Source organism: Mesorhizobium sp. WSM4832 (genome assembly GCF_055811115.1).
Map to the genome: position 1 here is coordinate 131047 of NZ_JBVVQH010000018.1, position 19855 is coordinate 150901.

Here is a 19855-nt window from a genome sequence, read left to right on the forward strand (position 1 = left end):
GGCTTACTTCGGATAATCCGGCTTGAACGTGCTCGGATTATATCCGGCCGGCAAGCCGTTGCTCGGCGACAGGTCGCCCGGGTCGCTCATGCTGACATGGTCGAGAAGGTGACGGTCGCCCTTGACCGAGAGCGTATCGGCGCCGGGCGAGGTCACCACGTTGAAGCTGACCTCGACCTTCTCGGGAACCGGGATTCCCTTCATGACGTCCAGGACGGTCTCGACGCCGGTGATACCCATCGAGGTCGGATAGTCGATGCCCACCATCTTGATGTTGTGCTGGGAGGCCAGCTGATACATCAGGGCGATGTCGCCGCCGGTCATCGGCGGAATTTCGCCGTCCTTGTAGCCCGCCGCGAGGAAGGCCTGGATGGCGCCGGAGCCCTGCAGCGCGCTGTCGGCCAGGACGCCGTTGATCTCCTTGCCATGCTTCTGGATCAGCGCCGCCATCACCGATTTGCCGGTCGCCGGGTTCCAGTCGCAATACTGCTTCTCCAGCACCTTGATGCCGGGGAACTTGCCGAACACCTCTTCATTCGCCTTGATGCGAATTTCAGCGACGCTCGAGCCGGCGATGCCGGGCAGCATGACGATGTTGCCTTTTCCGTCGAGCGTCTCGCACAGCCACAGCGCTTCCAGACGACCAAGCGCCCAGTCCGAAGCCGTGATGTAGGTGATGTAGTTGCTTGCCGTCTTCACCTTGCGGTCGACCATGATGACCGGAATGCCCTGCTCCATGGCGCGCCCGACGACGGAGTCCAGCGCGTCCTCGGTGGCGGCGGCGATCAGCAACACGTCGACGCCCTGGCTGATCAGGTCCTGGATGTCGGCGATCTGCTTGGAAGGATCATCATTGGCGTCTGTCGCCAGAAGATGCGCGATCTCGTCGCGATGCTGGCCGGCGGCCCAGAACACGCCGTGCTGAAACGCGACGCGCCAGGCATTCGATATGGAGGCATTGGAGAAGCCGATCGTGTAGGGGCCTTGCTTCTTCCACTTCGATGTCTCGACCATCGCATTGCCGTTTGGATTCCAGATCCAGGTCCGTGGCACGCCGTAATAGCCCGGCTTGGTTTCCTCCGCCGCGGCGGGGGCGGTCGCGGCAAGCCCCATGGCCGAGACAGCGCCGGCGGCCGCTAAGGCGGCAGGCGCTTTGCGGATGAAGCTCGCACGAGATATTTTGTGATCCAAGATGCTCTTTATAGTCATATTCTCCTCCTCTTGGCACCTCTCCGGATGCCGATAGTTCCCATTCCAAGTAAAAATCTGATAATTTATAGTCTATTTTGCAATCTATATCGATGAATACAAAAGCGCTCGGCGACAACCGGTTGCCCAAGCCTCCCAACACGTCGAATTAGCAGGCGCATCGCCGCGAAGGTCAATCTCCTGAGTTGTAATAGCTGCTATTACGCTTTTCACGATTGGGCGCGGCTGCGATTGCGATCTAATAGGTCGGACGTGCCGGAGCCTTGAGGCGGGCCTGCGGAGGATCGACCCTTGAAAATTCTCGTCGTGCTGCGAATGATCCCGGATTCCGCGGGCGAGCTCGAACTGACGAGCGACGGACGCGGCATCGACCGCGAGTGGCTGGATTTCCAGCTCAACGATTTTGACGACCATGCGCTGGAAGAGGCGATCCTTTTGAAGGAAGCCACCGGCGCGACGGTCGTCGCCGTCGCCATCGGCGAGGGAAGCAACCGTGTGCTGCAGATGGCGGTCGCCCGCGGCGCGGACGAAGCGGTCATACTCGAGGCCGAAGAAGATGGCATGATCGACTCGCGCGCGATCGCCAGTTCGGTCGTCGCGCTCGCCCGCTCGAAGGCCGCCGACCTCGTCCTGTGCGGTGTCCAGTCCACCGAGGATCTCTTCGGCCAGCTCGTGCCCTATGCCGGCGCCCTGCTCGGTTGGCCGCATGTCTCCGGGTCCAGCCGGGTCGGCGTCGAAACCTCCGCCGTTCGTGTGACGCAAGAACGCGGCGGCGGCATCGCCGCGACATACGAGATTGCGCTGCCGGCGGTGATTGGCGTGCAGACCGCGTCCAAGGCACCGCGCTATGTTTCGGGCAGCAAGCTGCGAGAGGCATCGAAGACAGCCATAGGCAAGGCCCCGTCCGAGCCTGCCGGGCTCGAAAGATCGGCCGGGATCGTCGCACTGAGACTGCCTGGCCAGCGCGGCACCGGTGAAAATCTGGGAGACAATCCCGAAGATGTCGCCGACAGGCTGGCCAGCATCCTGGCGGCCAAAGGCTTTGCGGGGGTTTAAGCGATGCGGATTGTCGCCTGCGCGGAAGGCTCATTCGGCAAGATTGAGCCATTTTCTCTGGAAATGATCACGGCGGCGCGCATGGCGGGCGCGGCCGGCGACGAGGTTGTCGCGTTCTTCGCCGGCCAGGATCTGGAGCCCGCTGTCGCCAACCTCGGCGCGGCGGACAGGCTCGTCGCGGCGAGCGCCGGTGGTTCCCAGCTTATTGCCGCCGAATCCTATGCGCGGCTGCTGGCGGACGCCGTTGCGGCCGAAGTGCCTGGCCTGGTGCTGGTGCCCTACTCCGCCAACGGGCTCGACGTCGCCGGCGATCTGGCGGCGCGCACCGGTTGGCCGCTGGTCTCCTATGTCAACGAGATTCGCCGCGACGGCGACCGGCTGAGCGTCGTCGCGCAGGTTTATGGCGGCAAGATCCTCGCCGAATGCAGCGTGGCCCTGCCGGCCGTTTTGATGGTCAATCCCGGCGCTTTCGCCGAGGCGGAACGGCTCGCGGTCGATCCATCCAAGGTGCAGCATTGCGACGCAACGCCCATCGTTGCCGAAGGCAAGGTCCGTCTCGTCGGCGTCGACGTTCCCAACTATGACAGCGTCGATCTCACGACGGCCGAGCGGATCGTCTGCGTCGGCCGCGGCATCGGCGACGAGGCCAGCATCGATATCGCGCGCGGGCTCGCGGATATCCTTGGCGCGGAGATCGCCGGCAGCCGCCCGGTGGTGGACAGCGGCTGGCTGCCGAAGGTGCGGCAGGTGGGCAAATCCGGCCAGAAGGTCAAGCCGAAGCTCTACCTCGCGCTCGGCGTTTCCGGCGCTCCGGAACACCTCGAAGGCATGTCGAAGTCGGACCTCATCATTGCTGTGAACACCGACCCCAAGGCGCCGATCTTCAATGTCGCGCATTTCGGCGCGACCTGCGACCTGTTCGATCTCGTTGCCAATCTGAGCGAGCGGCTGCAGGCGGCGTCCGGCCGCTGATATGAGCGAAACGCCAATTCTGTGGATCGTCACGCTGACGGCCATCGTGCTGACGCTTTGGCGCGCCCGCCGCCACATCGCCGTGCTGGCGCACGCGCCGGGCGCAAGCCGCTTCGACCAACCCTGGCGCCGCCTGGAGGGGGTCGCTATCGCGATCGGCCTGCATCGCAAGATGCTGCGCAAGCCGCTGTCCGGCATCTTGCACGCGCTGATCTTCGTTTCGTTCTTCGTTCTGTTCACCGTCACGATCGAGGCTTTCGGCTCTCGCCTGTTCCCCGGCTTCTCGCTGACGCCGCTCGGCGGCGACACCTGGCTCGCCCTGCTCCAGGACGTGTTTGCCGTGCTTATGCTGATGGGCCTCGGCCTGGCCGTTTATCAGCGCTACGTGCTGAAGCCGGCGCGGTTCAGGGGATCGAGCGGATCGGATGCGGCGATCATCTATGTGCTCATCCTGCTCATCGTCTCATCCTTGCTGATCGAGGCCGGAACTCGGATCGTCGGCGGCGCCGACGGGTCCTGGCGGCCGGTCGCGTCGCTGGTGGCCGATCTGCTCCGGAGCCTCGACGTTCCGGTCTATCCGACGGAGCAAATTGCCTATTGGGTCCATATCGGCGCCATCCTCGCCTTCCTGGTGTATATTCCGGGCTCAAAACACCGGCACATGTTCCTCGCCGCGCCGAACATCTATTTTCGCAATCTCGAACCGGCCGGAACCGCGCCCCCCGTGCCTTCCGAACGCGAAAATCCGGGCGTGGCTTCGCTATCCCAGTTCGACTGGAAACAGCAACTCGACCTGTTGTCCTGCACAGAATGCGGACGCTGCCAGGCGGTCTGCCCCGCCTACGCCTCTGGCCTGCCTCTCAGCCCCAAGATGCTGATTACCGATATGCGAGACGCGCTGGCGAACGGCGCGTCGGACCCTCTGGTGGGGGGCGTCATCGCCGAAGAGACACTGTGGGCCTGCACGACCTGCCGCGCCTGCATGGAGGCCTGTCCGGTCGAGATCGAGCACCTGCCCAAGATCATCGACATGCGGCGCCATCTTGTCGATGAAGGCCATGTCAGTCCCATGCTGCAGGACGCGCTGACGAACCTTACGCGGCTCGGGAACTCGATGGGCAAGCCGTCCAAGATGCGGGCGCGCTGGACGAAGGACCTCGGCTTCCCGGTAAAGGACGCGCGCAGGGAGCCGGTCGATGTGCTGTGGTTCGTCGGCGACTACGCATCATACGATCCGCGCGTCCAGGACGTGACCCGCAAGGTCGCCGAACTTTTCACGGCGGCTGGGGTCGATTTCGGTATTCTCTTCGATGCCGAGCGCAACAGCGGCAACGATGTCCGGCGTGTGGGCGAGGAGGGCCTGTTCGAAACGCTCGCCCAGTCCAACATCGACGCGATCCGCGCATGCAGCTTCAACCGCATCGTCACCACGGATCCGCACAGCTTGAACGCGCTGAAAAACGACTACCGCCATTTTGGCGGAGAGTTCGAGGTGCTCCATTACACGGCGCTGCTTGCCGAACTGGTCATGGCGGGCAGGCTAGACATCGCCCCGGCCGGCGGCGACCTGGTGACCTATCACGATCCCTGCTATCTCGGCCGCTACAATGGCGGTTTCGACGCGCCCCGCGACCTCATCAGGGCGGCAGGCTATGTCTTGCACGATATGCCGCGCTGCCGCGAGAATTCCTTTTGCTGCGGCGCCGGCGGGGGCCGCATCTGGCAAGGCGACGACGGCGTCAAGGAACGCCCCAGCGAAAATCGCATCCGCGAGGCGCTTGGCCTCGGCGTCGGGATCTTCGTCGTCGCCTGTCCCAAGGACAAGGTGATGTACACCGCCGCAACCGATGCGCTTGGCGTGGCAGGCAGGCTGAAGATCGTCGACGTGGCTGAACTGATCAGCCTGCGGGAAGCGCCTGCCGGTGAAAATTTCGACGACCGGGTCGACGGCAACGCGGCCGGCGGCTGACGCCGCCAGCCGCTTTTTCCCGGGTCAGGCGCCGCTCCACATCGCGTCCGGCACGACCACCAGCTTGCCGACGAAGTCCTTGGCCATGAAGTCTGTCTGGGCGCGGTGGAAATCGGACAATCTGTAGACGCCGCCGACCAGCGGCTTGATCTTCTTTTCCTAGATGTAGCGCACGATACGGCGGAAATCGGCGCGCGTGCCCTGGCTTGAGCCATGCAGTTGGAGCTGCTTCAGATACATGGTGCGCAGGTCGAGTTGTACCACCGGCCCGGCAATGGCGCCGGCCGTGGTGTAGCGGCCCTCGGGCCGAAGAATGCGAAGCAGGTCGTTGAAGATCGCGCCGCCGACAAGATCGGCGACCACGTCGATGGGCTTGCCGCCGGTCGCCTCATCGACTGCGGTGAGCAGATCGGCCACGCCGCGCGTGATCACCTTCTCGGCGCCGATGTCGAGAACTGCCTGCTCCTTGCCCTTGCCGACTACGGCATAGGGGATGGCGCCGCGCGCCCGTGCCAATTGCACGATGCCTGAGCCAACGCCGCCGGACGCGCCGGTGACCAGCACCCGCTCGCCGGCCTTCAGGCCGGCGCGCTCCAGCATCTGCTCGCCGGTAAGGTAAGCGCAGCAGAAGGTGGCGAGCTCGACATCGCTGAGGTCGGTATCGACGACATGGGCGTTCTCGGCCGGCAGCGCCTGGTATTCGGCGTAACCGCCATCGCGGCCGTGGCCCATATAGTCGATGTCGGCAAGCGAATCGTCGTCACGGTTGTAGATCGAGAAATCGACCATGACGCGTTCGCCGATGCGATCGGCGGACATGCCGTCACCGACGGCGACGATGGTGCCCACCGTGTCGGTGCCCTGGATGCGCGGAAAGGCCAGCGTGTTGCCTTGCCGGCGCCAGGTCGACACCGCCCCGGCATCCTCCTCCGTGCCATAGGCGCCCTGGCGCACCCAGACATCGGTGTTGTTCATGCCGCAGGCGCTGACCTTGACGAGCACTTCGCCGGCGGCCGGCGCGGGCACCTTCACATCGTCACGGTAGACGAGCTTCTCCAGGCCGCCATGGCCGGTAAGCTGCACGGCGGCCATCGTGGCGGGGACGGTTCTTGTCATGACATTCATGTCGCTCTGTTCTGTTCTTTCACGCAATTCCGGACGGAAAACCGTTTCACACTTTTCCTGGAATTGCTTCAGAGGCTGGCAAACACGCTGTTCACGGCGTCGGCGGTTTTGGCGACGACCGTGTCGGCCTCCTCGCGCGTCAGGCAGAGCGGCGGCGCGAAGCCGAGGATGTCGCCCTGCGGCATGGCGCGGCCGATGACGCCGCTCGCGGCAAGCGCGGTGGCGATCTGCGGCCCGACCTTCAGCGACGGATCGAAGAAGACGCGGTCGTCGCGATCCTTCACGAATTCGATCGCCGCCAGCATGCCGTCGCCACGCACCTCGCCGACATGTTTGTGGCCGCCGACGGCCTTGGCAAGCTCGGCGCGGAAATAGGCGCCGGTCTCGCCGGCGTTCCGTACCAGATCCATCTCGTCGATCAGCTCGAGATTGGCCACACCCGCGGCAACGCAGATCGGATGCGCCGAATAGGTCCAGCCGTGGCCCAGCGAGCCGAGCTTGTCCGAACCCTTGACCAGCACCTGCCAGACCTTGTCGGCGACGATGACGCCCGACAGCGGCGCGTAGGCCGAGGTCAGGCCCTTGGCGATGGTGATCAGGTCCGGCTTGATGCCGTAATGATCGGAGCCGAACATGGTGCCGAGACGACCGAAGCCGGTGACCACCTCGTCTGCGACGAGCAGAACATCATATTTGTTCAGCACGCCTTGAATCTTTTCCCAGTAACCGGCCGGCGGCGGCACGATGCCGCCGGTGCCGAGGATCGGCTCGCCGATGAAGGCCGCCACCGTGTCCGGGCCTTCGGCGAGGATCATCTCCTCCAGCTTGTCGGCGCAATGCTGCGAGAACTGTTCCTCGCTCATCGAACGGTCGGCGCGGCGGAAATAATAGGGCGCCTCGGTGTGCAGGATCGGCGCGCGCGGCAGGTCGAAAGCGTTGTGGAACAGCTCAAGCCCGGTCAGCGATCCGGTCATGACGCCCGAACCGTGATAGCCGCGCCAGCGCGAGATGATCTTCTTCTTCTCGGGCCGGCCGAGAACGTTGTTGTAGTACCAGATCAGCTTGATGTTGGTCTCGTTGGCATCGGAGCCGGAGAGGCCGAAATAGACCCTCGACATGCCCTGCGGCGCGCGATCGATGATCATCTTGGACAGCCGGATCGAGGCCTCGGTGCCGTGCCCGACATAGGCATGGTAGTAGGCGAGGTTTTTTGCCTGCTCGGCGATGGCGTCGGCGATCTTCTGGCGGCCATAGCCGACATTGACGCAATAGAGGCCGGCAAAGGCATCGATGCTCTTCTTGCCGGTGTTGTCCCAGACGGTGACGCCTTCGCCGCCGGCCATGATGCGGGCCGGCGATTCACCGCGCGCGTGCGTGCCCATATGCGTCGAGGGATGGAAGAAGTGATCGCGGTCCCAGGCCGAGAGTTCGTTGGATTGTTCGAGCATTTTTTTGACTCCTTGAAAGGTCCGGGATCGCCTATGCGACATCCAGGCAAAGGTATTTCAGATCTGTGAAGGCTTCGAGGCCGTGGCGCGAGCCCTCGCGGCCGATGCCGGATTGCTTGACACCGCCGAAGGGGATCGGCGCGCCGGTGATCTTGACCCGATTGATCGCGACCATACCGTACTCCAAGGCGCGGCCCATGCGCGCCTGGCGGGCGCCGTTCTCGGTCACGACATAAGCGACGAGGCCGTATTCGGTGGCGTTGGCGCGGTCGACCACTTCGGCTTCAGAGTCGAACGGCGTCACGGCGGCGACCGGGCCGAACGTCTCTTCGCGCATGATCAGCGCATCGTCCGGCACGTCGACGAGCAGCGTCGGCTGGTAGAACAGCGGGCCGGCCGCGTGGCGCTTGCCGCCGGCAAGGCAGCGCGCACCGCGGGTGAGCGCATCGGCCACCTGCTCTTCGACTTTCTTGACGGCACGCTCATGCATCAGCGGCCCGATATCGGCATCGCCGGAGAGCCCGTTGGCTGTACGGAGCTGCTCGATGCGGCGCGCGAAAGCGGCGCAGAAGCGGTCATAGACCGGCCGCTGCACATAGATGCGATTGGCGGCAAGACAGTCCTGGCCGGAGGTGGCGAATTTGGCGTCGAGCGCGATCGTCACAGCCTTCCCGATATCGGCGTCGTCGAAGACGATCAGCGGCGCATGGCCGCCGAGTTCCATCACCAAGCGTTTCATCGTCGGCGCGCTCTGCGCGGCGATCAGCCGGCCGACTTCGGTCGAACCGGTGAAGCTCATGGCGCGGACGCGCGGGTCTTCGCACATCCGCCCGACAATGGTCGAAGCCTTGCCGGTGACGATGTTGAAGACACCGGCCGGCAGCCCAGCGCGCTCGCCAAGCTCGGCCAGCGCCAGCGCCGACAGCGGCGTCTCCGAAGACGGATGCGCCACCACGGTGCAGCCGGCGGCAAGAGCTGCGGCGGCCTTGCGGGTGAGCATGGCCGACGGAAAATTCCACGGCGTCACGACGCCGACCACACCGAGCGGTTCGCGGTGGACCGTCATCTGAGCATTCGGTAGATGGCTGGTGACGCTTTCGGCGTTGAGGCGTTTTGCTTCCTCGGCGTACCACTCGATGAAGGAAGCGGCGTAGTCGATCTCGCCAAGCGATTCCTTCAGCGGCTTGCCCTGTTCCAGCGTCATCAGCAGCGCCAGATCGTCCTTGGCGGCGATGATCAGCTCGAACCATTTTCGTAGGATTCTGGAGCGCTCCTGCGGCAGGATCGATCGCCATGCGGAGAACGCGCGGGATGCCGCGTTGATCGCCTTCGTCGTCTGCGCTGCATCGAGCGCGGCCACAAAGGCGACGGTGGCGCCGGTCGCCGGATCGGTAACCTCAAAACTTTCCGCCGCTTCGCTCGCGGTCCAGTGGCCGTCGACATAAGCGAGCGCGCGCAACAACCGGCGGTCGGTGAGGCGATCAAGCGCTTCATGGTGGTTGGTGCGGGCAAAATGCGCAGACATCAGTCGGGTCTCCCGGTGAGGCGATGTGGAGAGACTAGTCGCGCGATCGAGACAGAGAGGCTGTTTCGGCAAGCTGACAGAGAGAGATTGTCTCTATTGGTCGGTTGCCGCAGAAAATCTCTCTACCTCACGATTTCCCCGGCAGCAGATCGGCTACCGGCAGAACGGTCTCCTCCTTCACCGTCTTGGTGACGATGTAGGTGAAGTAGCGGTCGATGCCGATCTCGCGCTCGAGCAGGCTGTCGACCAGACGCTGATAGGCATCGATGTCGCGTGCCATCACCTTCAGCACGTAGTCGACGCCGCCGCCGACCGACCAGCAGGCGACGATCTCCGGGACATCGCGCACGACCCGTTCGAAACGGTCGAAATCCGCCTGGCGGTGATTGGCCAGGGTCACTTCCATCAGCACCGTCGCCACAGGCGCGATGACGCGCATGGCCACGGAAGCATGGTAGCCGGACACGATGCCGGCCTTCTCCAGCTTGCGCAGCCGCATCCAACACGGCGTCGGCGACAGGCCGACCTTCTCGGCCAGCGCCAGCTTGGTGATGCGCCCGTCGCGCTGGATGGCGTCGAGAATCCTGAGGTCGATCGGGTCGAGTTTCGCTGCCGCCATGCCGGCTCCGTTTTCTGCTCGGGACACCATGACGATGCATTATTTCGATTGTCAATTGCACTGATTTCGATCTCTAATAAGTCATGACATTATGGCAGCCAGATCCAGCTCTCATCCGCCGCCCGGCCTATCTCTCGCTGGCAGACCAGTTCGCGCGCGCCATCCATGACGGGCGTCTGGCCAATGGCGCGCGGCTGCCGACGCATCGCCGCCTTGCCGATGACCTGAAGCTTTCGGTGCAAACGGTCAGCCGCGCCTATGAGGAACTGATCCGCCGTGGGCTGATTTCGGGCGAGGTCGGCCGCGGCAGCTTCGTGCAGACACAGCGCCGCGAGCCGGAGCCGCCCTACCTCCCGGAGCGGCTGGGCGAGGTCATCGACCTCTCCATCCTGAAGCCGGTCTGCGAGCCGATGCATCTGGAGCGGCTGAAGCAGGCGCTGGGCTGGCTGGCCGAGAACCTGCCGTCGAGCTCGGCGCTGTCGTTCCGGCCGAACATGATTTTTCCGCGCCACCGCGCCGTTGCGGTCGAATGGCTGAAACTATGCGGCCTCGAAGCGTCGCCGCAAAACATCAGCCTGACCAACGGCGCTACCGCCGGCATGACGGTAGCGCTGATGAGCGTGGCGCCGCCCGGCTCCACCGTCGCCACCGAGGCGATCGGCCACCACACGCTGATCCCGCTTGCCCGCTATCTCGGCTTCAACCTCGAAGGCCTGCCGATCGACGACAACGGGCTGATCCCCGAGGCGCTCGACGAGGCCTGCCGTCTGTCGGACATTCGCGCCGTCTTCGTCCAGCCTTCGGTGATCAACCCGACAGCGACGTTGATGGACGCCACAAGACGCGAGCAAATCGCCGCGGTGGCGCGCAAGCATGACATCGCCATCATCGAGAACGATGTGCTTGGGCCGCTGGTCGAAGGCCGGCCGCCGGCGGTCGCCGCTTTCGCGCCCGAGCGGACGCTCTACGTCACCTCCTTCACCAAGATCGTCGTGCCAGGCTTGCGCATCGGCTATCTCGCGGTGCCCGACCGCTACGTCGCGGCCGTCGCCAACCGCCATCTCGTCTCGAACTGGATGGCGACGCCGATGGTCGCGGAGATCGCCACGCGCTGGGTGAACGACGGCACGGCGATGGAGTTGGTCAACTGGCAGCGCGCGGCACTCAGGCGGCGCCAGGAGATCGCGGCGGAGCTGCTGACGGGGGTCGAATACCGCGTCCACCGCGACGGGCTGCATATCTGGCTCGAATTGCCGGGCGATCGTGCCGAGGACAGCTTCGTCTCGCAGGCACGGCTTCGCGGGGTGGCGATCGCGCCGGGCACTTCGTTCCGTATCGCCGAAACAGCTTGGCATCCTGCCGTTCGAATTTCGCTGGGGTCGACCACCGAGGGGGAACTGCGCGCGGGCTTGAGCGTTGTCGCCAAGCTCCTGCTTGGCGATCCGGAGCATCTCCTGCTCGCCATCTGATGCACAAGAAGAGCACAGATTGCCCTGAAATTGTGCCACGCTGGAATTATTGTCATGATATTATTTTCCTGATTGACATGATTTGGCGCGTTTCGCATCGTTAAGGGCATAGGCCTCTCCAGAACGGGGAAATGGATTGCCCGCACCCATCATCAAGGTCGACGCCATCTCGAAAAGCTTCGGCACCTTCAAGGTGCTGGACGGCCTGTCGATGCAGGTCATGCCGGGCGAGAAGCTGGCGCTGATCGGCCCGTCCGGCTCCGGCAAGACGACGATCCTGCGCATCCTGATGACGCTGGAGAAGATCGACGGCGGCCACATCCAGGTCGACGGCGAGCAGCTCTATCACATGGAGCGCAACGGCCAGCTGCTGCCGGCGGACGAGCGGCACCTGGCGAAAATGCGCCAGAAGATCGGCATGGTCTTCCAGCTGTTCAATCTCTTTCCGCACAAATGCGTCATGGACAATGTGACGCTGGCGCCGATGCTGACCAAGGGCGTTGCACGCGCCGCGGCCCAGAAGCGGGCGATGGAACTGCTCGACATGGTCGGTCTCGCCGACAAGGCCAAGGCGATGCCGGCGCAGCTTTCCGGCGGCCAGAAGCAGCGCGTGGCGATCGCAAGGGCCTTGGCGCTGTCGCCGAAGATCATGCTTTTCGACGAAGTCACCTCGGCGCTCGACCCCGAGCTGGTCGAGGAGGTGCTCAACGTCATGCGCAAGCTCGCCGCCGAGACCGACATGACGATGCTGCTCGTCACCCACGAGATGGGGTTTGCCCACGACTTCGCCGACCGCGTGCTGTTCTTCGACCGCGGCCGGATCGTCGAGGAAGGCAAGCCCGATGAGATTTTCCGCCATCCCAAGCAGGAAAGAACGCAGAGTTTCCTGAAGAAGATCATCGCGGCCGGACATCGCGTCTGACCGCAATGCAAACGGGCGACGAAGTCGTCCCGGACAACGAGCAGCCCTCGGGGTCCAAACGCCAAATGGGCAAATCAAGAAGAGAAACAAGGAGTTGGGAACGATGAAGAAACTTGGCATTCTGGCTGGCGTCGCCGGCCTCGCAGTGGGCACGATGCTGATCGCCTCCGGTGCGCGTTCGGCCGACGACGCCAAGCTGGAGCAGCTCAAGCAGCAAGGCTTCGCCCGCGTCGCCATCGCCAATGAGCCTCCCTATACGGCGGTCGCCGCCGACGGCAAGGTCTCGGGCGCGGCCCCCGACGTGGCGCGCGAGATCTTCAAGCGCCTCGGCGTCAACGATATCGTCGCTTCTATCTCCGAATATGGCGCCATGATCCCCGGCCTGCAGGCAGGCCGCTTCGACGTCGTCACTGCCGGCCTGTTCATGAAGCCGGAGCGCTGCGCGGCAGTCGCCTATTCCGAGCCGGTGCTGTGCGATGCCGAGGCGATGCTGGTGAAGAAGGGCAACCCGAAGGGCTTCAAGAGCTATGAGGACATCGCCAAAGACACCTCCGCCACCGTCGGCGCGCCAGGTGGCGGCACCGAGGAAAAGCTGGCGCTCACCGCCGGCGTGCCGCGCGACCGCGTCATCGTCGTGCCGGACGGCCAGAGCGGCCTGAAGATGGTGCAGGACGGCCGCATCGACGCCTATTCGCTGCCGGTCCTGTCGATCAACGACCTCATCAAGAAGGCCAACGATCCAAACCTCGAAGTGATCGCGCCGGTGCAGGGCGCGCCCGTCTACTGCGACGGCGCCGCCTTCAAGAAGGGCGACGAGGCGCTGCGCGATGCCTATGACGTCGAGCTCGCCAAGCTGAAGAAGTCCGGCGAGTTCGCCAAGATCATCGAGCCCTATGGCTTCTCAGCCAAAGCGGCGATGTCGACGACGCGCGAGAAGCTCTGCGCGGCGAAGTAAGACGCCTTCTTCCTTCTCCCCGTTCACGGGGAGAAGGTGGCCCGAAGGGTCGGATGAGGGGCGGCGCCAAGTATTGCCAGGCTGGCTCCGCCCCTCATCTGCCTACCCATCCTACGCAGCAGCTGCGCTGCAGCTACGGAGGGTGAACCGGCATCTTCTCCCCGTGAACGGGGAGAAGGGACTTGTCGCAGCGGCCTCGCACAACCGCAGAAACGCTAGGAAATTTGCAACTCAATGACCCAGTGGTCCGGCTATCTCGGCCTGATATTGCAGGGAGCGCTTGTCACCATCGAGCTGACGCTGATGGGATCGGTGCTCGCGCTGATCATGGCCTTCCTCGCCGGCATGGGACGTGTGTCGCGCTTCTTCGTCATCCGGGCGATCGCCACGACCTACATCGAATTCTTCCGCGGCACCTCGATCTTCGTGCAGCTGTTCTGGGCGTATTTCGTGCTGCCTTTCGCCGGCCTGTCGCTGACGCCGCTGCAGGCAGGCGTGCTGGCGCTGGGGCTCAATGTCGGCGCCTATGCGGCGGAGGTGGTGCGCGGCGCCATCCTGTCGGTCGGCCGCGAGCAGTATGAGGCCTGCACGGCGCTCAATCTCGGGCGCTGGCAAGGCATGCGCCACGTGATCCTGCCGCAGGCGCTCCTCGTCATGCTGCCGACCTTCGGCAACAACGCAATCGAGCTGCTCAAGGCGACGTCGGTCGTGTCACTGATCTCGCTTGCCGATCTCACCTTCCAGGCTCAGGTGGTGCGCTCGCAGACCGGCAGCACGCTGATGCCCTTCGTTTCCGTGCTCGTCATCTATTTCGCGCTCGCGCTGATCATATCCTGGGGCATCCGCTCACTGGAGCGCCGCATGGCGCGCGGCCTCGATGGAGTGCGTGTCTGATGGAGTGGGATTGGAACTTCGTCCGCGAGATTATGCCTACGCTAATCCAGGGGGTGAAGATCACGATCCTGGCGACGGTGCTCGGCTCGATCCTGGCCGCGATCGTGGGGCTTGGGATCGCGCTGGCGCGACGCTCGGAGAACCGGCTCGTCGCGCGCAGTGTCGGCTGGTTCGCCGAGTTCATTCGCGGCACGCCGCTGCTGGTGCAGCTTTACTTCATCTTCTATGTGCTGCCCGACATCGGCATCCTGTTGCCGCCACTGGTGGCGGGCGTCATCGGGCTTGGCCTGCACTACGGGACCTACACGGCGGAAGTCTACCGCGCCGGCATCGAGAATGTGCCGCGCGGCCAGTGGGAGGCGGCCAAGGCCTGCAATCTCAGCGGCTATAATACGTGGACGCACATCATCCTGCCGCAGGCGATCCCGCCGATGATCCCGGCGCTGGCCAATTATTTCATCGCCATGTTCAAGGAGACGCCGCTGCTTTCGGCGATTACCGTGCTGGAACTGATGAACCAGGCCAAGAGCGTCGCCAACAGCTACTATCGCTACATCGAGCCGATGACGCTGGTCGGCGCCTTCTTCCTCGTCATCAGCCTCTGCTCCGTCGTACTCTTGCGCTGGCTGGAGCACCGCTACGGCAGGATCGAAAGATGAAAGTCATGAACCAGTTGCCCGAAATCCGGCTGGTGCCGAGCCGGCCCGCCCTCGATGCGCGCCCGCTGGAAAAGCGCGTTGGCCTGATCGCCTTGGCCACCGACCACACCAGCGAGGTCGACTTCCGCCGCATGGTGGCGAGCGAGCGGATCGGCGTCTATGTCGCGCGCATTCCCTATGCCAATCCGACGACACCGGAAAACCTGCGCAAGATGCAGCCGCAGCTTTCGGCGGGCGCAGCACTTATCCTGCCTGACGAGCCGCTCGATGCCGTCTGCTACTCCTGCACCTCGGCGTCCGTGGTGATCGGCGATGCCGAGATCGAAGCGGCTATCCAGGCGGCCAAGCCAGGTGTTCCCGTCGTCACGCCGCCCATGGCCGGCGTACGCGGCCTGAACGCTTTTGGAGTGAAGCGGATCAGCATTCTCACGCCTTACACCGTCGAGACCAGCCGGCCGATGGCCACCTATTTCGCCGCGCACGGCTTCGATATCGAGAGCTTCACCTGCCTCGGCTTCGAGGACGATCGCGAGATGGCGCGGATCGCGCCGGCCTCCCTCGTCGAGCTGGCGCGCAAGGCAACGCACGCGCAGGCCGATGCATTGTTCGTCTCGTGCACCGCGCTGCGCGCTGCGCTCGCGGTTCCGGGCATGGAAGAGGCGATCGGGCGTCCAGTCGTCACCAGCAACCAGGCCAGCGCCTGGAACTGCCTGCGGCTCTGCGGCGACGACGCGCAGCGGCCGGAGTTCGGCCGGCTGATGACAAAGCCGCTGCCCCAGTGATCGAAAGCCAGTGATCGAAATGACTGTCGAGCTTCAACATATCCGCGCCGCGCGCGAACGCGTTGCCGGCAAGGTCGAGCGGACACCCTGCGTGCTGTCGCAAAGCTTATCGGATCTCACTGGCAATCCGGTTCATCTGAAGCTGGAGCACCATCAGACGACCGGCGCGTTCAAGCTGCGCGGCGCTTCCAACGCCATCGCCGCGTTGAGCCCGCAGGAAAGATCGCGCGGCGTCGTCGCCGCTTCGACCGGCAATCACGGCCGCGCGCTTGCGCATGCGGCGAAGCTCGAAGGCATCCGCGCGGTGATCTGCATGTCGAGACTGGTGCCGCAGAACAAGCTCGACGCCATCCGCCGCCTCGGCGCGGACGTCCGTATCATCGGCAACAGCCAGGACGACGCCCAGCAGGAAGTCGACAGGCTGGTGGCGGAAGAAGGGCTGGTCATGCTGCCACCCTTCGATCATCCCGACATTATCGCCGGGCAAGGCACGCTCGGATTGGAAATCATGGAGCAGGTGCCGGACGCAGCAAGCGTGCTGGTGCCGCTTTCCGGCGGCGGGCTGGCGTCCGGTGTGGCCGCGGCGATCAAAGGCGTGAGCCCGAGCACCAAGGTCATCGGCATCTCGATGGCGCGGGGCGCGGCGATGAAAGCCAGCTTCGATGCCGGCCGGCCCGTGCAGGTCGAGGAACTGCCGACGCTGGCCGATTCCCTCGGCGGCGGCATCGGCCTCGACAACCGGCTGACCTTTGCCATGTGCCGGGACCTGCTGGACGATGTCGTCCTGCTTTCCGAAGACGAGATCGCCGCCGGCATCCGCCATGCCTATGAGCAGGAACGCGAGATCGTCGAAGGCGCGGGTGCCGTCGGCATCGCGGCGCTGCTCGCGGGCAAGATCAAACCGACCGGCCCGACTGTCCTCATCCTCTCCGGCCGCAACATCGACATGGACCTGCACCGCAGGATCGTCTGCGGCGAGGAGCCATCAACCGCGGAGCGCGCCGCATGAGCCGCATGACCATCCTCACCGAAGCGGAACTGCGCAAGATCGTGACGCTCGATCTGGGAGCCGTCGCCTGCGTCGAGAACGCCTTTCGCGCCTTGGCCACGCTGCCGGTGGCGATGCCGCCGATCCTGCGGCTGGACATTCACGAGCATCGCGGCGAGGTCGACGTGAAGTCCGCCTATGTGCCCGGCGTCGACGGCTTTGCCGTCAAGATCAGCTCCGGCTTCTTCGACAATCCGACGCTAGGCCTGCCGAGCGGGGGCGGCATGATGGTGCTGCTTTCGGCAAAGACCGGGGTGGTCGAGGCGCTGCTGCTCGACAATGGGTATCTGACCGATATCCGCACGGCCGCAGCAGGCGCGGTCGCGGCCAGGCATCTGTCGCGCGAAGACTCCAAAATAGCGGCGATCTTCGGCGCTGGTTTGCAGGCCAGTTTGCAATTGGAAGCGCTGCGCCTCGTGCGGCCGATCGAGGAAGCGCGCATCTGGGCGCGCGACGCCGCCAAGGCCGAGGCAACCGCCGCCCGCTTGCGCGACAGGCTCGGCATCATGGTGCGCGCGGAACCGGATGCGGCCAAGGCGGCGGCCGAGGCCGACATCATCGTCACCACCACGCCTTCGACAGAACCGCTGATCAAGGCCGGCTTCATCTCCTCCGGCCAGCACATCACCGCCATGGGCTCGGATGCCGAGCACAAGAACGAGATCGCGCCGGCGATCCTTCGCATGGCCGATCTTTATGTCGCCGACAGCGCTAAACAGACGCGGCGCCTCGGCGAGCTCCACCACGCCATCGAGGCCGGCGTGATGGCCGCCGACGCCGAAGTCACCGAGCTCGGCCAGATCATTGCAGGCGAAAAGCACGGACGACGCTCGGCCGGCGACATCACCATCGCCGACCTCACCGGCACCGGCGTGCAGGACACGGCGATCGCCACTTTAGCCCGCGACCGCGCGGGGGCGGCCAATGCCGGAACCGTCTTTGAAAGCTGATGCTGGCCGTGAGGCCCAACAAACGAGGACCAACAAAATGCAGCCAAACCTGAAATTCTCGCGGGGGGAATTTGAAGATCGCCTCGCCAAGACGCGCAAAGCCATGGAGGCCAAGGGGGTCGATCTGCTGATCGTCAGCGATCCGTCCAACATGGCCTGGCTGACGGGCTATGACGGCTGGTCCTTCTACGTGCATCAGGCGGTCATCGTGCCGCCATCCGGCGAGCCGGTCTGGTATGGCCGCGGCCAGGACGCCAATGGTGCCAAGCGCACCGCCTATCTCTCGCATGACAACATCATCGGTTACGCCGACCACTATGTGCAGTCGACCGAGCGGCATCCTATGGACTACCTCGCCGGCGTGCTTGCCGAGCGTGGTTGGGACAAGTTCACCATCGGCGTCGAGATGGACAATTACTGGTTCTCGGCCGCTGCGTTCGCCTCGCTCCAGAAACACCTGCCCAACGCCCGCTTTGCCGACGCCACCGCGCTGGTCAACTGGCAGCGCGCGATAAAGAGCCCGACCGAGATCGACTACATGCGCAAGGCCGCCCGCATCGTCGAGGCCATGCACCAGCGGATCGTCGACAAGATTAAAGTCGGCATGCGCAAATGCGATCTGGTCGCCGAGATCTACGATGCCGGCACACGCGGCGTCGACGGCCCAGATGGCAAAATCGGCGGCGACTATCCCGCGCTCGTGCCGCTGTTGCCGTCGGGCGCGGATGCCTCGGCGCCGCACCTCACCTGGGACGACAAGCCGATGAAGGTGAACGAAGGCACGTTCTTCGAGATCGCCGGCTGCTACAACCGCTACCATTGTCCGCTGTCGCGCACCGTCTTCCTCGGCAAGCCGACACAGGCCTTCCTCGATGCCGAGAAGGCGACGCTGGAGGGCATGGAGGCAGGGCTTGCCGCCGCCAAACCCGGCAACGCCTGCGAGGACATCGCCAACGCCTTCTTCGCCGTCTTGAAGAAATACGGCATCGTCAAGGACAATCGCACCGGCTACTCGATCGGTCTTTCCTATCCGCCGGACTGGGGCGAGCGCACGATGAGCCTGCGCCCCGGCGACCGAACCGAGCTCAAGCCCGGCATGACCTTCCATTTCATGACCGGCCTGTGGCTGGAGACGATGGGGCTGGAGATCACCGAGTCGATCCTGATCACAGACACCGGCGTCGAATGCCTGGCCAATGTGCCGCGCAAGCTCTTTGTGAAGGACTGAGCCGATGTCAGCTCTGCGTCCATCGCCGATCACTCCGACCGTCGACTTCGAGCGCGACGGCGTCCAGCACGGCTTCCTGCGCCTGCCCTACAGCCGCGACGATTCTGCCTGGGGATCGGTGATGATCCCGGTCTGCGTCATGCGCAACGGCAAGGGCCCGACGGCGCTGCTCACCGGCGGCAATCACGGCGACGAGTATGAGGGGCCGCTGGCGCTCTACGAACTCGCCCGCACGCTCGACCCGAAAAACGTCACCGGCACGGTCATCATCGTGCCGGCGATGAACTATCCGGCGTTCCGCGCCGGCACGCGCACCTCGCCGATCGACAAGGGCAACATGAACCGCTCCTTCCCCGGCCGGCCGGACGGCACGGTGACGGAGAAGATCGCCGACTATTTCCAACGTGAATTGCTGCCGCGCGCGGACATCGTGTTCGACTTCCATTCCGGCGGCAAGACGCTGGATTTCGTGCCGTTCTGCGCCGCGCACACGCTGCCGGACAAGGCGCAGGAGCAAAAGTCCTTCGCCGCGGTCGAGGCCTTCTCGGCGCCGTTCTCGATGCGCATGACCGAGATCGATACGGTCGGCATGTACGACACGGCCGCCGAGGAGATGGGCAAGGTCTTCGTCACCACCGAGCTCGGTGGCGGCGGAACCTCTCGCGCCGAAACCGTGCGCATCGCCCGGCGCGGCATCCTCAACGTGCTGCGCCATGCCGGCATTGTATCTGGTGCGGTCGAGAAGAGCAGAACCCAATGGCTCGACATGCCCTCGGGCGATTGCTTCGCCTTCGCCGAGGATGACGGCATGATCGAGACCATGGTCGACCTCGGCCAGCCCGTGGAGGACGGTCAGGTCGTTGCGCGCATCCATCCGCTCGGACGCACTGGACAGGCGCCGCAGGAGATCAGGGCCAGGATGTCGGGGCTGCTAGTCGCGCGTCACTTCCCAGGCCTGGTCAAGGCGGGCGACTGCGTCTCGGTGCTGGGCGTGGCCGTCCCGTAGTTACCCGTGGCGGACCCAC

At 64.5% G+C, this 19855-nt stretch carries 17 protein-coding genes and 1 pseudogene; 13 read left to right on the plus strand and 5 right to left on the minus strand.

Annotated elements, in window-relative coordinates; all coding sequences use genetic code 11:
- Positions 1 to 3 precede the first annotated feature (3 nt).
- Positions 4 to 1209 carry a substrate-binding domain-containing protein gene (locus tag AC0L2L_RS23970; RefSeq protein WP_473581702.1) on the minus strand — a complete coding sequence of 402 codons (1206 nt, stop codon included), beginning with the start codon at positions 1207 to 1209 and terminating at the stop codon, positions 4 to 6.
- Between the two features lie 291 nt (positions 1210 to 1500).
- Between AC0L2L_RS23970 and AC0L2L_RS23975 the strand changes: the two genes are divergently transcribed.
- Genes AC0L2L_RS23975 through AC0L2L_RS23985 form a run of 3 tightly spaced genes read left to right on the plus strand, consistent with a single transcriptional unit; the run spans position 1501 to position 5206 of the window.
- Complete coding sequence (locus AC0L2L_RS23975) at positions 1501 to 2265, plus strand: electron transfer flavoprotein subunit beta/FixA family protein (RefSeq protein ID WP_473581704.1); 765 nt, start codon at positions 1501 to 1503, stop codon at positions 2263 to 2265.
- 3 nt (positions 2266 to 2268) lie between these two features.
- Positions 2269 to 3237 (plus strand): electron transfer flavoprotein subunit alpha/FixB family protein, encoded by a 969-nt coding sequence (locus AC0L2L_RS23980; RefSeq protein WP_473581706.1) that lies wholly within the window; start codon positions 2269 to 2271, stop codon positions 3235 to 3237.
- A 1-nt stretch (position 3238) separates the two neighbouring features.
- Complete coding sequence (locus tag AC0L2L_RS23985; protein WP_473581708.1) at positions 3239 to 5206, plus strand: (Fe-S)-binding protein; 1968 nt, start codon at positions 3239 to 3241, stop codon at positions 5204 to 5206.
- Positions 5207 to 5230: 24 nt separating this feature from the next.
- Here the strand turns inward: AC0L2L_RS23985 and AC0L2L_RS23990 are convergent.
- The 4 genes and pseudogenes from AC0L2L_RS23990 to AC0L2L_RS24005 form a co-directional block, all read right to left on the minus strand.
- Positions 5231 to 6331, minus strand: a pseudogene (locus AC0L2L_RS23990) (alcohol dehydrogenase family protein).
- 68 nt (positions 6332 to 6399) lie between these two features.
- Positions 6400 to 7779, minus strand: coding sequence for an aminotransferase (locus tag AC0L2L_RS23995; protein WP_473581710.1), 1380 nt, complete (start codon positions 7777 to 7779; stop codon positions 6400 to 6402).
- 31 nt (positions 7780 to 7810) lie between these two features.
- Positions 7811 to 9304 carry an NAD-dependent succinate-semialdehyde dehydrogenase gene (locus AC0L2L_RS24000; protein WP_473581712.1) on the minus strand — a complete coding sequence of 498 codons (1494 nt, stop codon included), beginning with the start codon at positions 9302 to 9304 and terminating at the stop codon, positions 7811 to 7813.
- A gap of 127 nt (positions 9305 to 9431) precedes the next feature.
- Entirely contained in the window at positions 9432 to 9923 is a 492-nt protein-coding gene (locus tag AC0L2L_RS24005) for an Lrp/AsnC family transcriptional regulator (RefSeq protein ID WP_473581713.1), read from the minus strand.
- 83 nt (positions 9924 to 10006) lie between these two features.
- On the opposite strand from AC0L2L_RS24005, the gene ehuR reads away from it, so the two are divergent.
- From ehuR to doeB, 10 genes are all read left to right on the plus strand, one after another.
- A complete protein-coding gene (gene ehuR, locus AC0L2L_RS24010) occupies positions 10007 to 11392 on the plus strand; it encodes a MocR-like ectoine utilization transcription factor EhuR (protein WP_473581714.1) in 1386 nt (461 codons plus the stop codon).
- Between the two features lie 136 nt (positions 11393 to 11528).
- Complete coding sequence (ehuA, locus tag AC0L2L_RS24015; RefSeq protein WP_027168445.1) at positions 11529 to 12314, plus strand: ectoine/hydroxyectoine ABC transporter ATP-binding protein EhuA; 786 nt, start codon at positions 11529 to 11531, stop codon at positions 12312 to 12314.
- Between the two features lie 154 nt (positions 12315 to 12468).
- Complete coding sequence (gene ehuB, locus AC0L2L_RS24020) at positions 12469 to 13269, plus strand: ectoine/hydroxyectoine ABC transporter substrate-binding protein EhuB (RefSeq protein ID WP_245273628.1); 801 nt, start codon at positions 12469 to 12471, stop codon at positions 13267 to 13269.
- Positions 13270 to 13503: 234 nt separating this feature from the next.
- Positions 13504 to 14163 (plus strand): ectoine/hydroxyectoine ABC transporter permease subunit EhuC, encoded by a 660-nt coding sequence (ehuC, locus tag AC0L2L_RS24025; RefSeq protein WP_473581717.1) that lies wholly within the window; start codon positions 13504 to 13506, stop codon positions 14161 to 14163.
- Entirely contained in the window at positions 14163 to 14822 is a 660-nt protein-coding gene (ehuD, locus tag AC0L2L_RS24030; protein WP_473581718.1) for an ectoine/hydroxyectoine ABC transporter permease subunit EhuD, read from the plus strand. The genes ehuC and ehuD overlap by 1 nt, the downstream gene beginning before the upstream one ends.
- A 5-nt stretch (positions 14823 to 14827) precedes the next feature.
- The gene (eutA, locus tag AC0L2L_RS24035) at positions 14828 to 15604 is read left to right on the plus strand and encodes an ectoine utilization protein EutA (protein ID WP_473581746.1); all 777 of its coding nucleotides are present in this window, start codon (positions 14828 to 14830) and stop codon (positions 15602 to 15604) included.
- Positions 15605 to 15623: 19 nt separating this feature from the next.
- Positions 15624 to 16613 carry a hydroxyectoine utilization dehydratase EutB gene (eutB, locus tag AC0L2L_RS24040; protein ID WP_473581748.1) on the plus strand — a complete coding sequence of 330 codons (990 nt, stop codon included), beginning with the start codon at positions 15624 to 15626 and terminating at the stop codon, positions 16611 to 16613.
- Positions 16610 to 17602 (plus strand): cyclodeaminase, encoded by a 993-nt coding sequence (locus AC0L2L_RS24045; protein WP_473581720.1) that lies wholly within the window; start codon positions 16610 to 16612, stop codon positions 17600 to 17602. Before eutB ends, AC0L2L_RS24045 begins: the two co-directional genes overlap by 4 nt.
- Positions 17603 to 17639: 37 nt before the next feature.
- On the plus strand, positions 17640 to 18830 hold the full coding sequence (gene doeA / locus AC0L2L_RS24050) for an ectoine hydrolase DoeA (protein WP_473581722.1): 1191 nt from the start codon (positions 17640 to 17642) through the stop codon (positions 18828 to 18830).
- A gap of 4 nt (positions 18831 to 18834) precedes the next feature.
- Positions 18835 to 19836, plus strand: a complete 1002-nt coding sequence (doeB, locus tag AC0L2L_RS24055) for a N(2)-acetyl-L-2,4-diaminobutanoate deacetylase DoeB (protein WP_473581724.1) — start codon at positions 18835 to 18837, stop codon at positions 19834 to 19836.
- The last annotated feature ends 19 nt before the right edge of the window (positions 19837 to 19855 follow it).

Coding starts and splice junctions, on each gene's coding strand:
- AC0L2L_RS23980 (WP_473581706.1), top strand. CDS start 2,269: ATGCGGATTGTCGCCTGCGCGGAAGGCTCATTCGGCAAGATTGAGCCA.
- AC0L2L_RS24045 (WP_473581720.1), top strand. CDS start 16,610: ATGAGCCGCATGACCATCCTCACCGAAGCGGAACTGCGCAAGATCGTG.
- AC0L2L_RS23985 (WP_473581708.1), top strand. CDS start 3,239: ATGAGCGAAACGCCAATTCTGTGGATCGTCACGCTGACGGCCATCGTG.
- AC0L2L_RS23995 (WP_473581710.1), bottom strand. CDS start 7,779: ATGCTCGAACAATCCAACGAACTCTCGGCCTGGGACCGCGATCACTTC.
- ehuD (WP_473581718.1), top strand. CDS start 14,163: ATGGAGTGGGATTGGAACTTCGTCCGCGAGATTATGCCTACGCTAATC.
- AC0L2L_RS24005 (WP_473581713.1), bottom strand. CDS start 9,923: ATGGCGGCAGCGAAACTCGACCCGATCGACCTCAGGATTCTCGACGCC.
- doeA (WP_473581722.1), top strand. CDS start 17,640: ATGCAGCCAAACCTGAAATTCTCGCGGGGGGAATTTGAAGATCGCCTC.
- AC0L2L_RS24000 (WP_473581712.1), bottom strand. CDS start 9,304: ATGTCTGCGCATTTTGCCCGCACCAACCACCATGAAGCGCTTGATCGC.
- eutA (WP_473581746.1), top strand. CDS start 14,828: ATGAACCAGTTGCCCGAAATCCGGCTGGTGCCGAGCCGGCCCGCCCTC.
- eutB (WP_473581748.1), top strand. CDS start 15,624: ATGACTGTCGAGCTTCAACATATCCGCGCCGCGCGCGAACGCGTTGCC.
- doeB (WP_473581724.1), top strand. CDS start 18,835: ATGTCAGCTCTGCGTCCATCGCCGATCACTCCGACCGTCGACTTCGAG.
- ehuR (WP_473581714.1), top strand. CDS start 10,007: ATGACATTATGGCAGCCAGATCCAGCTCTCATCCGCCGCCCGGCCTAT.
- ehuB (WP_245273628.1), top strand. CDS start 12,469: ATGCTGATCGCCTCCGGTGCGCGTTCGGCCGACGACGCCAAGCTGGAG.
- AC0L2L_RS23970 (WP_473581702.1), bottom strand. CDS start 1,209: ATGACTATAAAGAGCATCTTGGATCACAAAATATCTCGTGCGAGCTTC.
- ehuC (WP_473581717.1), top strand. CDS start 13,504: ATGACCCAGTGGTCCGGCTATCTCGGCCTGATATTGCAGGGAGCGCTT.